The sequence below is a fragment of the Flavitalea antarctica genome (genome assembly GCF_054461535.1).
Window position 1 is genome coordinate 56,857 of sequence record NZ_JBTLQG010000033.1, and the last position, 12,759, is coordinate 69,615.

Sequence of the window (12,759 nt, forward strand, 5' to 3'; positions counted from 1 at the left end):
TAGCAGGGTTTTTTTGTTTTATTTTACACCCTGACTCAAAAGGAATTACGATCTAACTTTAGGATATATTATTATGCTCAGGAAAATCTTGCTTGCTTTAATTGTTGTGGTTCTTGTGTCAGTGCTGTTCATTGGCTGGCGTTTTTTTATGTCGGCAACCAGCTTTGATGAGAAAACCAGGTACCTGTATATCCGTACGGGGGAGGCAAATGAGGCAGCCGTTTTAAAGAGCCTGGATACACTGATCAGTGATCCCGGCTCATTCCGGTTTCTCGCTAACCGGGTTGATGTATGGGAAAATCTCAGCCCGGGTAAGTATGAAATTAAAAAGGGAACGAGTCTGTGGACGCTCGCCAGGATACTGAGGAACCGCCAGCAATCCCCCGTCAATCTCGTTATTACGAAGATCCGCACAAAGGAGAATTTTGCTGCCCTGGTAGGCAGAAAATTTGAAAGTGACTCGTTGGCAATTATCAGTTACATGAATAATGCGGATACACTCAAACATTATGGACTGGACACGAATACGATAATGACGGCCGTTTTTCCAAATACCTATACCTATTTCTGGAACTCTACTCCCACTATGATTTTCAAAAAACTCTTCGCAGAATATAAAACAGTCTGGAACGAAGAGCGCAAACAAAAAGCTGCAAAGATCGGGCTCACTCCAACGGAGTCATACATACTTGCATCAATAGTGGAGGAAGAGACAAATGCAAAAGACGAGAAAGACACCATGGCCAGCGTTTATCGTAACCGGCTAAAAAAATCGATACGTCTTGGGGCCGACCCAACGGTTAAATTTGCGCTGCGCGATTTCTCACTCAAACGTATATACGAAAAACATCTTGCTGTTGTTTCACCCTACAATACGTATCGCAACTTTGGCCTGCCACCAGGCCCGATATGCACACCTTCGCTCGAAACCCTTGATGAAGTCTTGAATTCGCCTGAAACTGAATATCTTTATTTTGTTGCAAAACCGGACCTTTCAGGCAGGCATCTTTTTGCAACCAACTACAACGATCATTTAAAGTACGCAAAAATGTACCGGCAGACTTTAGACTCATTGCAAAGAATAAGACAGGCTTCCAAAGAAGATCTGTAAACTTATATGGTCAAATGGCAACGCATCATATTAAATACATCTCCCGTTCAGTATGTAATTGCTAAATCAAAAAGAATCATACTGCCGGGTTTCGATGGGCTGCCATTGTATGACGTAGTTATGTTTTTCCTCGCAGAGGTTAAGAAGGTCGGACTGTCCGAACGTGCGTCCGCAGTTTCTTACAATGTTATCATGGCGATACCTCCTGCGTGCCTCTTCCTGTTCACCATAATACCGCAACTACCCTTCTTACCAAAAAAGCCATTGAAGAGGCAATTGCATACGCTGATAACTGATATGATCCCTGCGCGGGAATACAATCAGAACATTATTGCCTTTGTAGATAGTTTTCTTGATGAGACCAGAATCGGCCTCATTTCATTTGGTTTCATCCTCCTTATATTTTTTGCATCCAATGGGATGATGGGCCTGATGCGATCATTCAATAAAAATTATATCGGGTTCGAAAAAAGATCAGAGTTCCAGACAAGGTGGACGGCTATTAAACTCACAACAATTATGATGGGACTTGTACTTGCGTGTCTTGTACTGCTGATTATGCAAAGTGAGGTCCTGAGGTGGCTCGGTATACAAAGCGAAATACTGATAACCCTGATTGATTCTATCCGGTGGGTGTTCATCCTGGGGCTGATATTTTATTCCATAGCCCTGATTTATAAATACGCACCGGCAATAAAAAAGCCCTGGCGCATTGTATCTCCGGGCTCTGTGCTGGCAACTTCTTTAAGTATATTGTCGACACTTGTATTTTCTGCCTTCGTCAATAACTTTGGTGAATACAATGCGTTTTATGGTTCTATCGGTACCATCATTGTGCTGATGAGTCTGATCTATATTAACTCCCTGGTTTTGCTGATCGGCTATGAACTAAATGTAAGCATCCACTCCATTAGGGCATTGGCGGAAGAAAGGACCAAACAGGAGGATTCGCGCCCTCACGTAACTGCATAACAAGGTGTTAGATTTCACCATAATATTTCCATTCCTTCAACAATGATTTTGCGCGCAAGGGGTCCATTTTCCGCGCGTTATAGTGACCGGCAAGGCTTTTCTGACGGTAAGCTTCATACAGGCAAACCGCACAGGCAACCGAAATATTCAATGATTGAATAATTCCTGACTGCGGAATCAGGAAATTACCATCGGCCATATCCCTGATCTCGTCACTCACTCCCGAATGTTCATTACCGAAGATCAAGGCAAGTTTACCCGTGAAATCTATTCCGTATAAATCAACTGCATCTGCAGACAAATGAGTGGTGAGAATCTTGTCGTACGAGCGACGCAATACGGCCATGCATTCGGCCGCATCAGTGAACTGATGTATGGTGAGCCATTTCACAGCACTACTGCTGCTTTTGGCACCCCATTTTTTATGAATTGGGATTTTCGTATTCAGGATATAAATATCCTGTATACCCACTGCATCACATGTACGCATTACTGCTGAAATATTATGTGGGTCAAAAACGTTCTCAAGTACAACAGTGAGGTCATCCTGGCGTTTACTGAGTACGGTCAACAATCTGGCTTCCCTTTCTGGTGTCATATTTCTAAAAACTATGAAACGAAAATACAAAAAGCTATCTTCGTGAACTGATATTCAATTTTAAAATCCAAAAACCCATGTTCAAGAAAATCCTAAAAATAACAGGTATTGCACTCCTTGTTCTGGTTCTCCTTGCAATTGCCATCCCCTACTTCTTCAAAGATAAGATCGTTGCCATCGCCAAGACGGAAATCAATAAAAACGTAAATGCACGGGTGGATTTTACGGACGTTGATATTTCATTTTTCCGCAGGTTCCCCCGCGTTGCGGTTGCGCTTGAAAACCTCCAGGTTATTGGCCTCGATGAATTCTCAAAAGATACATTGATAAGCTCCAAAAACATTGATGTCGCCGTTAACCTGATGAGTGTTATTAGCGGCAATAACATGAAAATTTATTCGATAACTGTTAATCAACCACGGATTCGTGCGCTGGTAACAAAAGACGGAAAAGCAAACTATGATATAGCCAAACCTGATACTTCAACTACTTCGTCGCCATCAGAAGAAAAACCATTCAATCTCGAACTGAAGAATTATGAGATCAAAAATGGCTATGTTTATTATAATGATCTTTCTTCAGGTATGAATGCGGAGTTGGTCAATCTCAATCATGAAGGCAGCGGCGACTTCAATGCGGATCTGTTTACACTGGTTACCGATACAAAGGCTGACGAGGTTTCTTTCAGTTACGGCGGAGTGCCCTACCTGTACAGATCGAAAACAAGTATAGATGCCGCTATTGAGGTTGATAACAAAACCAACAAATATACTTTTAACACCGAAAAGATACAGGTCAATGACATGAAACTTGCGGCGGGTGGATTTTTCCAGCTGGTCAATGACAGCGTTTACAATATGGATGTAAAGTTTAACGCTCCTTCCACAGAATTTAAAACCATTCTTTCACTGATCCCTGCTGTATATAAAAATGATTTTGATAAGATCAAAACCAGTGGCTCAGCGTTGTTTAATGGTTTTGTACGTGGAGTATACAGTCCGACTGCCATCCCTGCTTATGCGGTGAACCTGGAAGTAAAAAATGGTTTCTTTCAATATCCTGATCTTCCGAAGCCGGTGAAAAATATCAACATTATCATGAAGGTTAATAATCCGGATGGTATCACCGACAATACGGTTGTTGATATCCAACAGGGACATCTCGAAATGGATAATGAGCCTTTCGATTTCAAGGTCTTGTTTAAGAAACCTTTGACTGACATGTATATCGATGCAGTGGCTAAAGGCAGACTTGATCTGTCAAAGATCACCCAGTTTGTAAAACTCGAAGCCGGTACCAAACTCGCCGGTCTCCTTAATGCTGACATACAGGCGAAAGGTAACATCGCTACCGTGCAGAAACAACAACCGGGGCCTTTCTCTGCAAAAGGTTTTATAGAAATTGCCAACCTGTATTACGCGTCTTCTGCTTTTCCACAGCCTGTTCAAAATACCAGTGCAAGAATAAACTTTGATAATCCAGATGGAATAGCAGATCACACGGTTATTAACATTCCGGCGGCGCATATCGAAGTTGGCAAGGATCCGGTGGATCTTACACTGACGCTCACCACACCGGCGAGCGATCCCCAGTTTGAGGGGACCGCGAAAGGCTCATTTAACCTCGGCAACGTTGCCCAGTTTTATACCTTCGAACCGGGAACTTCCCTTGCGGGTCAGCTTGCCGCCAATCTTGCTTTTAAAGGCAAAAAATCCCAGATCGATAAAAGCCAGTATGATGCCATCCAGACGTCGGGCACGGTTAACCTGGGCCAGATCAACTACAAATCAAAAGATTATCCTGATGGCGTTAAACTCAGTAATGCAACTATGACATTCAATCCCGGGAACGTCACGTTAAACACAGTTGCAGGAAACTTTATGGAAACAAATTTTACGGCGGATGGCAGTTTTGATAACCTCATCGGGTACGCCTTAAAAGATGAGGCACTTGCAGGAAAGTTGAATGTGAGAGCGGATAAAATCGATCTCAACAAATGGATGAGCACTGATACAGCTACTTCTGCCAGTGCCGGCGCAACTCCATCTGATCCTTTTGCCGTGCCGAAAAATATCAGCTTCCTGGTGAATGCGAAAGCCGACCAGCTGACCTATGATAAGGTTAACTATGCTGACGTAACCGGTTCCCTGTCACTTGCCAATGAAACGGTAGTTTTAAGAGATGTCAGCATGAAGGCCCTCGAAGGTAGTATCGGTCTCAATGGATCCTACTCAACTGCCAGGAGTAAAAAAAATCCGGACATATCCCTCAGTTACGATGTCGAGAATCTTGACGTTCAAAAAACGTTTACCGCTTTTAACACAGTCCAGGCGCTCATGCCGATTGCTAAATTCATCTCAGGTAAACTCACTTCCAAACTTACCATGAAAGGAAGGCTCGGACAGGATATGACACCCGACTTAAACAGCCTCACCGGTGAAGGGACACTGTTCCTGCTGGAGGGCTTCCTCAGTAAATTCGGCCCCCTCGAAAAGCTGGCAACAACACTCAACATCAAAGATCTCCAGTCGGTAACATTGAAGGACATCAAAAACTATATAGAATTTGCAAACGGAAAGGTCTTTGTAAAACCGTTCACAGTCAAGGTAAAAGACATTGATATGGAGATCGGCGGGATGCATGGCTTTGACCAGTCGCTCGACTATATCATAAATATGAAAGTACCTAGATCATTGATAGGAGCGCAAGGCAACGAACTGATTAACGGGTTGGTGACACAGGCTAACAATAAAGGGGTGCCAGTAAAACTGAGTGACGAGGTCAGTCTGAAAGTGAAAATGGGTGGAACCATAACAAATCCACAGATAAAAACTGATCTCAAACAAGCCTCTGCTTCACTGGCTGAGGACATCAAAGCGCAGGCTGATGTCTTCATCGAAGCAAAAAAAGCAGCTGCAGACAGCGCAATAAATGTAGCCAAGGCACAAGCGAAAGATTCTCTTGAATCTGCCAAAAAACAGGTTATCAAAGCCGCAGAAGATAAAATCAAAGAGCAGATAGCCGGCAAAAAGGACAGTACCGGCAAACCCGTCGATCCGAAAAAGCAGCTCGAAGAAACGGGCAAGGGTTTGTTGAAGGACCTCCTTAAAAAGAAACCAAAGGATACCACGCAAAAGCAATAACACAACTTTTTGCAATGAATTGACAGAGCCGGGCAGTAGCCCGGCTTTTTTTGTCCATTGCGGCGTTATCCGGAGAACTCCTTTCCAATTTCTTTTACTTTAATATTGAGCCTTTTACCCTATTTTTGACCACCTTAAAAATTTTAACATTACTTATGGACAAATTGATTTACCTGGTTCCGGCAATGGGCATAGTAGGCCTCTTGTACACCTTTGTAAAATTTGCGTGGGTTTCTAAGCAGGATGCCGGGACGGACCGGATGAAAGAGATCAGCAGATATATTGCTGAAGGTGCCATGGCCTTTCTGAAGGCAGAGTGGAAAATACTGACTTATTTCGTAGTGATCGCTGCAGTACTGCTGGCTTTTATGGGAAGCAGAAATGATAACTCCCATTGGTCCATCGCCGTTGCATTTATTATAGGTGCATTTTTTAGTGCACTTGCAGGATATATAGGTATGCGGATAGCAACAAAAGCTAATGTGCGGACCGCCCATGCTGCCCGGACAAGCCTTTCAAAAGCGCTTAATGTCTCTTTTACCGGTGGTTCCGTAATGGGACTCGGTGTTGCAGGCCTGGCTGTGCTCGGCCTGGGCGGACTGTTCATCATATTGAAGGCCATTTTTGCGCCAGATGCAGCGGTTGACTCTGAGGAAATGGTGAGGACGATTGAAATTCTCACCGGTTTTTCATTAGGAGCTGAATCAATCGCATTATTTGCACGTGTAGGTGGGGGCATTTATACAAAAGCAGCGGATGTGGGCGCTGACCTGGTAGGAAAGGTGGAAGCCGGGATCCCTGAAGATGACCCGCGTAACCCCGCAACCATCGCTGATAACGTGGGAGATAACGTTGGGGACGTAGCTGGTATGGGTGCGGATCTTTTTGGTTCCTACGTTGCCACAGTTCTCGCGACTATGGTACTCGGCCAGGAAACCCGGGCCGTTGATAATTTCAATGGAATGTCGCCAATCCTCCTGCCTATGCTGATTGCAGGCGTTGGTATTCTTTTCTCTATAGTCGGTACCTGGTTTGTAAGGATCAGCGATTCAGCGGGCATCAGCACCACAACAGTGCAGAAAGCTCTGAATATGGGCAACTGGGGCAGTATCATCCTGACAGCTGCAGCGTGTGCGGGACTGGTTTATTATCTTCTCCCTGAAACCATGACACTCCGCAACCTGGAGTTTACCAAATGGGGTGTAATGGGTGCGATCGCTGTTGGTCTTGTGGTGGGAACACTCATGAGCATGATCACGGAGTATTATACCGCGATGGGCAAAAAGCCTGTAATGAGTATTATTAAACAATCTTCTACCGGGCATGCCACAAATGTAATTGGTGGCCTTGCCGTCGGAATGGAAAGTACTTTTCTCCCAATCCTGGTGCTTGCCGCCGGTATCTGGGGTTCTTACGAATGTGCCGGTCTGTATGGTGTTGCGATTGCCGCCGCCGGAATGATGGCCACTACTGCCATGCAACTTGCTATCGATGCTTTCGGCCCAATTGCGGACAACGCCGGAGGTATTGCCGAAATGAGTGAACTGCCGAAAGAAGTTCGTGAAAAAACAGATGTACTGGATGCGGTCGGTAATACCACCGCAGCAACAGGTAAAGGCTTCGCTATTGCGTCCGCCGCGCTTACAGCACTCGCACTTTTCGCAGCTTACGTTGGTGTAATTAATCATAATGGTTATGCGATGAGTGGTATAGATATATACAAGGCCAAGGTCCTTGCCAGCCTTTTTGTAGGTAGCATGATCCCCTTCATATTTTCATCACTTGCCATCCGCGCCGTTGGTGAAGCGGCCATGGCTATGGTGGAGGAAGTGAGACGCCAGTTCAGAACAATTCCTGGTATCATGGAAGGAACCGGCAAACCAGAGTATGATAAATGTGTGGCTATTTCTACTGAGGCCTCTTTGAAAAAAATGATGTTGCCCGGTGCCATTGCTATTCTGTCTCCTTTAATTATAGGTTTTCTCCTCGGCCCCGAAGCCTTGGGTGGCTTCCTTGCAGGAGCTACTGTAAGCGGGGTCCTGATGGGTATGTTCCAGAACAACGCCGGAGGCGCCTGGGATAACGCAAAAAAGTCATTCGAGAAAGGAGTGCTGATCAACGGTCAGACTTATAAAAAAGGAAGCGAACCACACAAAGCTGCCGTAACAGGGGACACTGTGGGTGACCCTTTTAAAGACACTTCCGGACCTAGCATGAATATTCTGATTAAACTTATGTCGATCGTGTCCCTGGTAATCGCTCCTACCCTGGCGGTGATGTTTGCGGACAGGGAAACGCAGGCTGCAAAGTTGCTGATAGAAAAGGAAAAGATTTCAAAAACTTCAGTGATAAGTTCGCCCATTACTGATCCTGCGAAAACTGCTCCTTTCACCCGGTAGAAAGGAAAACGGCCCTGGGTGTGGCCTCAATGCTGATTTTTTCCGATTGAAGAATTCCATAAAAACGGTTGCTTTTTTAAAGCAACCGTTTCTTTTTTAAAGAACTACCACTCTCCCATCTAATTTTCCACTCACAAAATTGACTGCGATTAAAATTTCTGGTTTCTTATCTTGTATTAACAATTCATTACGATAGATTTCGTATTTTTAAAAAAACGAATTCTTATCATGTCAGCAACCAAGTATATCAAGCCAACAGAAAGTGAGTTAGAGATTTTGCGTGTACTTTGGGGAAGAACCACTGCCAGCGTAAGGGATGTTCACGAAGAACTTGCCAAACACAAGGAAGTCGGTTATACAACAACCCTGAAACTGATGCAGATCATGCACGAAAAAGGACTGGTAAAAAGGGATGATTCTATTAAGACCCATATTTACCAGGCTAATGTAAGTCGTGAAAAGACGCAAAAGCAAATGGTGGGTAAGATGATCGATACTCTTTTTGGTGGGTCACCAACCGAGCTTGTGATGCAGGCTCTTGGTAATCATAAAGCTTCAGCTGTCGAATTGGACGAAATTCAAAAACTTATCGACAACTTAAAAAATCAGTAGCATGGGTCCAATTCTCCAATCCGCCTTTCTCAAGGCGTTGGGATGGTCACTGATCGACAGTTTATGGCAGATGGGTGTTGTTTGGTTATTGTACCTGGCAATTACCCGGCGGGGGAAAAATTTCAATGCCGATATCAGGCATAACCTCGCCTTGTTTTCCCTCTCTGCCGGGTCTCTATGCTTTATTTTTTCGCTTATTTTCAATAGTTTTTCAAGCCGGCCGGCAATTGCGGCTGGTCTGTCCCGGATACTCGGACAGGTACCCGCTAAAATTGAACTGATCTTACCCTGGCTCTCGGTGGCCTATCTGTTAATGACCGTTATTCTGGCCATTCGCTTTTACAGGCAACTAGCCTACACTAAAATTCTTTCGACAAGAGGGCTTAGAAAGGCAAATCCGGAAATCCGGGTTTTCCTCCAGCACCTTGCGGCCCAGATGGGTCTAAAGAAAGAGATCAGGGTCTGGATCTCTGAATTAGTTGAGACACCCCTCACCGTCGGTTTCTGGAAACCCCTTATTCTGCTACCGGTTTCTATTGTCAACAATCTTTCGCTGAAACAAACGGAATCTATCATTCTCCACGAATTATATCATATTCAAAGGAATGATTTCCTGATGAACCTGCTTATTGCAGTTGCTGATATCATCTTGTTTTTCAACCCGTTCGCGCGTTTCTTTAAAGATGTGATTCAAAAGGAGAGAGAACATCGGTGCGATGATATTGTAATGCAGTTCCGTTATGATGCTGCACTTTATGCAGAAGCTCTTCTCATACTTGAAAGACAAAGGCCGGTAAGTAATGTCCGTCACAACTTCGTGATGGCCGCAACCGGAAGTAATAAAATGTTTTTACTGGCAAGGGTCAGGCGATTGATCACCGGGGAAACCATGAGAACGCCGGTTAGCCAGAGACTCGTGGCATTCCTGTTACCAGCATTCTTTCTGGGTTATCTTGGCTGGAACGGACCCGTGAAAGTGATTTCAAAGATGGAACCGGCTTTACTTGCAGTGAGTGAATTAGCCCCGCCGAAGGCATACCTGCCGGAACAGCCACAGCAATTCAGCTTTAATAATGCTGACATTGAGGCCCCTGCCCCAGACAAGGGTGCAGAAAAAAAGAACTACCTGATTGAGGATACGGAGGAGCCAATGGAAGATTTCAATATCGAGCAGGATCTCGCCAAGGTCATTGTAATTGAAAAGGTAGAAGAACTCGTAAGCGCTGCCGCGAAGACTCCATATTCTGAGTTTATTAGTGCCGAACTACCCCGGGAATACACCATCAGCATCAACGATAATGGCAACCCCGAAGTTCCCACGGAGACCGGAATCCCAGAGAAGCCCTTTCCTTATGTACCCGGTAGCAGCTTTACTTACAGGGTTATGCAGGACACTGCTCTTCTCAGCAAAGGTCTGAGCCCTGACCTTCGCGCCCAGGTGCAGGTAGCGAAAACACTTGATGCAATTGATGATTTAAACTGGAGCCAGATAGAAAAAAACCTGGAAAAAGCAGGTGAAAAACTAAATATAGAACGCTTGCAGCTTGAGTTGAAGAAAGCAGTGACAGAAGTGGATTGGAAAACGCTTCATGAGGATCTTCAAAAAACCTCCAGGGAGTCCGCAACAGAGGTAGAAAAATACCGGACCCAGCTTGCTGAGAGATATATGCAGTTTGAAAAGGCCCGGCTTCAAAAGGCTGAACGCGCAAAGGCCGCTGAACTTGACATGGTTCAGGAACGCCTGAAACAGACCCATCCAGTCCCTAAGATTAAGCCAAAAGCAAAGAAAATAGTCAATATCTAACAAAGTCTCACAAAATAAAAACCCTCCATTTGGAGGGTTTTTTTGGCAGTTGGTTTTGGTACATTCTGTGACCAAAAGTGGTTTTGGTCGCAGCTTCTGGTTTGTTGGTTGCAAATCCAGACACATAAAGCAAATGAACTTTGAACTTCAGAACTATTTAAAAAGGTGATCGGCAAAATGTAATCTTCTATTCTCCTTCTCCGCTACGTTCAAACTCCCCTTAATTGATTATGGCTCGTTGAGGTGACATTGCAAACTCCGAAACATGAAACTATACTCCCGGGTTACTTGTCTTGTTAATAGAAGACAACGCCTTTTTTAAAGATGCTGCATGAGAAATAAAACCTTTTTATTCATTGATTTAAATCAACTCCGATCTATATGGCTCACTCGATCGGCGGCTTCTTTTACCGCAACAGGTCCGGCACAGAACAGAAAATCCAGTATAGATAAGTGTGGGATAAAGCCATTTTTCTCTTCAAAGACCTGACGGTATGACAGGTTTGCCTTTCCAACTACCCCCAGGGTTCTGGGAAAAAAGTGATCCCGTAAATCCAATATTTCCGGATTTTCCATAGTCGCTACATATTCCCTGGTGGTCGAAAAACTCCATGCGAGGCCCACCGTCTTCTCTAACCACGCAAGACAAAGCAGGTTCCAGTCCACCAGGTAAGTTACTTTTTGATCAAAAATCTCGCGTAACCCATCTTCGAAGTGATCAAAAAACGGTGACCTCTTGTAACCTGAAATGATTGACCTCAGGTGTTGTCTCTGCCAGTTTGAAGAATTATCAATCTCAACCTCCTTTGCGATCGTTCGTTGATCCCGTCCGCCGATCAATGGAACGGTCAGTTTTATAATGCCGTTTGCTCCGGCAATCATACATCTGTTCCTAAAACTCATTTTTCTATGCCAGTCATATTGCTCAAAACTAATATGTTGACTTTTCATTAGAGTTAAAATATAATCAACAGACGGAAAATATTGTAAATCAATTAATAAGTGATTCAAGTTACAATTTTTTAATATACTGTTTAACTTTTGTCCAAAAGAGGTGTCTAAAGGTAAAAGTTACGCACCCGGATGAATAAATTTATTATTAAACAAACCTCTCATATTGTTGTTAAACAGTATGTTAGAGTATTTTTGACTAACTAAATTATTTAGTTGCCATTTTTCCCAAAAAAATCGCGGTTGGCAAAGGCAATTTCTAAAAATTTTAGCCAAGGAATTTGTAAAACTACAACGCCATTTTTGGCCTGAAAAATTAATCTCCTACTTTGCGCCCTAAATCGTTTCAATATGAAGACTGGGATCCTGTACGCCCTCATCGTCGTTTCACTTTTCTCGTGCGCAAAACCAAAGGATCTGGAGTACGTTGATTTTAAAAATCTGAAGGTTTTGAAATGGGGATTCAAGGAGTCGACTGTAGGAATGGATATAGATTTTTATAATCCGAATAAATCGAAGCTTCAGCTCAGGGAGGCAAATGTTGACGTATACATCAATAACACTTATCTGGGAAAATCTGTACTGGACAGCCTGGTCCGGATTCCGGCGAGGGACACTTTTTCACTGCCCGTAACCATGCGGGTTGAAACCGGAGGGGCACTGACAAATATTCTGAGAATCGTGACTGACAGTTCTGTAGTGATCAGAATGGAAGGAAATGCGAGTTTTGGAAAAGGTGGAATTTTTCTCAACTACCCGATCAAATACGAAGGAAGACAGCGGATCAAATTTTAGAACTGATCCAGTGATTTGTTTTGAAATGGTTCTGGAATTGCTACTCTTCCAGGTCTGAAATCAACTAAGCTATATCAAATATAAAAAGCCCGGACGTGCCGGGCTTTTTATAATTAGTTTCTTGTAATTCAAATTTCAATTATCACTCGTTTTTCATTCCTCCGCCATCTTCAGGCTTCTTGCAGCAAGTCGGTAATTTCTTATATGACTCCTCGTTAGCGGTGATGTCGTCCGCATCATAACCCGCATTAGCGATGGTAGTTTTAATGTTTTCGATATTGGTTCTTTCGGAGACAAAAGTAACTTTGGTCGTTTTTTTCTTGTAATCCACCACTGACTTTTGTACGCCTGGTTCTCTCATGAGCACTTTCTCT

The 12,759-nt window shown here is 43.9% G+C and carries 10 protein-coding genes; 7 read left to right on the forward strand and 3 right to left on the reverse strand.

Features of this window, described 5'->3' with window-relative positions; all coding sequences use genetic code 11:
• Positions 1 to 73: 73 nt before the first annotated feature.
• On the forward strand, positions 74 to 1,111 hold the full coding sequence (mltG, locus tag ACX0G7_RS21940) for an endolytic transglycosylase MltG (protein WP_458925671.1): 1,038 nt from the start codon (positions 74 to 76) through the stop codon (positions 1,109 to 1,111).
• 6 nt (positions 1,112 to 1,117) lie between these two features.
• Positions 1,118 to 2,083: a YihY/virulence factor BrkB family protein gene (locus ACX0G7_RS21945; RefSeq protein WP_458925672.1), complete on the forward strand. Its 966-nt coding sequence runs from the start codon at positions 1,118 to 1,120 to the stop codon at positions 2,081 to 2,083.
• 7 nt (positions 2,084 to 2,090) lie between these two features.
• On the opposite strand, the gene ACX0G7_RS21950 is transcribed toward ACX0G7_RS21945, so the two are convergent.
• A complete protein-coding gene (locus ACX0G7_RS21950; protein ID WP_458925673.1) occupies positions 2,091 to 2,681 on the reverse strand; it encodes a TrmH family RNA methyltransferase in 591 nt (196 codons plus the stop codon).
• A 77-nt stretch (positions 2,682 to 2,758) separates the two neighbouring features.
• On the opposite strand from ACX0G7_RS21950, the gene ACX0G7_RS21955 reads away from it, so the two are divergent.
• The 4 genes from ACX0G7_RS21955 to ACX0G7_RS21970 all read left to right on the forward strand — a co-directional run bounded on the left by ACX0G7_RS21955 (position 2,759) and on the right by ACX0G7_RS21970 (position 10,639).
• Positions 2,759 to 5,824, forward strand: a complete 3,066-nt coding sequence (locus ACX0G7_RS21955) for a hypothetical protein (protein WP_458925674.1) — start codon at positions 2,759 to 2,761, stop codon at positions 5,822 to 5,824.
• A gap of 155 nt (positions 5,825 to 5,979) precedes the next feature.
• Positions 5,980 to 8,223, forward strand: coding sequence for a sodium-translocating pyrophosphatase (locus ACX0G7_RS21960; protein WP_458925675.1), 2,244 nt, complete (start codon positions 5,980 to 5,982; stop codon positions 8,221 to 8,223).
• 228 nt (positions 8,224 to 8,451) lie between these two features.
• On the forward strand, positions 8,452 to 8,835 hold the full coding sequence (locus ACX0G7_RS21965) for a BlaI/MecI/CopY family transcriptional regulator (RefSeq protein ID WP_458925676.1): 384 nt from the start codon (positions 8,452 to 8,454) through the stop codon (positions 8,833 to 8,835).
• A 1-nt stretch (position 8,836) separates the two neighbouring features.
• Positions 8,837 to 10,639: a M56 family metallopeptidase gene (locus ACX0G7_RS21970; RefSeq protein ID WP_458925677.1), complete on the forward strand. Its 1,803-nt coding sequence runs from the start codon at positions 8,837 to 8,839 to the stop codon at positions 10,637 to 10,639.
• A gap of 366 nt (positions 10,640 to 11,005) precedes the next feature.
• Here ACX0G7_RS21970 and ACX0G7_RS21975 read toward each other — a convergent pair whose 3' ends face one another.
• On the reverse strand, positions 11,006 to 11,650 hold the full coding sequence (locus ACX0G7_RS21975; protein WP_458925678.1) for a WbqC family protein: 645 nt from the start codon (positions 11,648 to 11,650) through the stop codon (positions 11,006 to 11,008).
• Positions 11,651 to 11,941: 291 nt separating this feature from the next.
• Here ACX0G7_RS21975 and ACX0G7_RS21980 point away from each other — a divergent pair, with 291 nt between their 5' ends.
• Positions 11,942 to 12,385, forward strand: coding sequence for an LEA/WHy family protein (locus ACX0G7_RS21980; protein ID WP_458925679.1), 444 nt, complete (start codon positions 11,942 to 11,944; stop codon positions 12,383 to 12,385).
• Between the two features lie 142 nt (positions 12,386 to 12,527).
• On the opposite strand, the gene ACX0G7_RS21985 is transcribed toward ACX0G7_RS21980, so the two are convergent.
• Positions 12,528 to 12,759 (reverse strand): heavy-metal-associated domain-containing protein (locus tag ACX0G7_RS21985; protein ID WP_458925680.1); only part of this gene is annotated, 232 nt, incomplete at its 5' end.

Excerpts from the sequence above, each read along its gene's own strand:
- ACX0G7_RS21965 (WP_458925676.1), top strand. The coding sequence starts at position 8,452 with ATGTCAGCAACCAAGTATATCAAGCCAACAGAAAGTGAGTTAGAGATT.
- ACX0G7_RS21955 (WP_458925674.1), top strand. The coding sequence starts at position 2,759 with ATGTTCAAGAAAATCCTAAAAATAACAGGTATTGCACTCCTTGTTCTG.
- ACX0G7_RS21950 (WP_458925673.1), bottom strand. The coding sequence starts at position 2,681 with ATGACACCAGAAAGGGAAGCCAGATTGTTGACCGTACTCAGTAAACGC.
- ACX0G7_RS21980 (WP_458925679.1), top strand. The coding sequence starts at position 11,942 with ATGAAGACTGGGATCCTGTACGCCCTCATCGTCGTTTCACTTTTCTCG.
- ACX0G7_RS21960 (WP_458925675.1), top strand. The coding sequence starts at position 5,980 with ATGGACAAATTGATTTACCTGGTTCCGGCAATGGGCATAGTAGGCCTC.
- mltG (WP_458925671.1), top strand. The coding sequence starts at position 74 with ATGCTCAGGAAAATCTTGCTTGCTTTAATTGTTGTGGTTCTTGTGTCA.
- ACX0G7_RS21970 (WP_458925677.1), top strand. The coding sequence starts at position 8,837 with ATGGGTCCAATTCTCCAATCCGCCTTTCTCAAGGCGTTGGGATGGTCA.
- ACX0G7_RS21945 (WP_458925672.1), top strand. The coding sequence starts at position 1,118 with ATGGTCAAATGGCAACGCATCATATTAAATACATCTCCCGTTCAGTAT.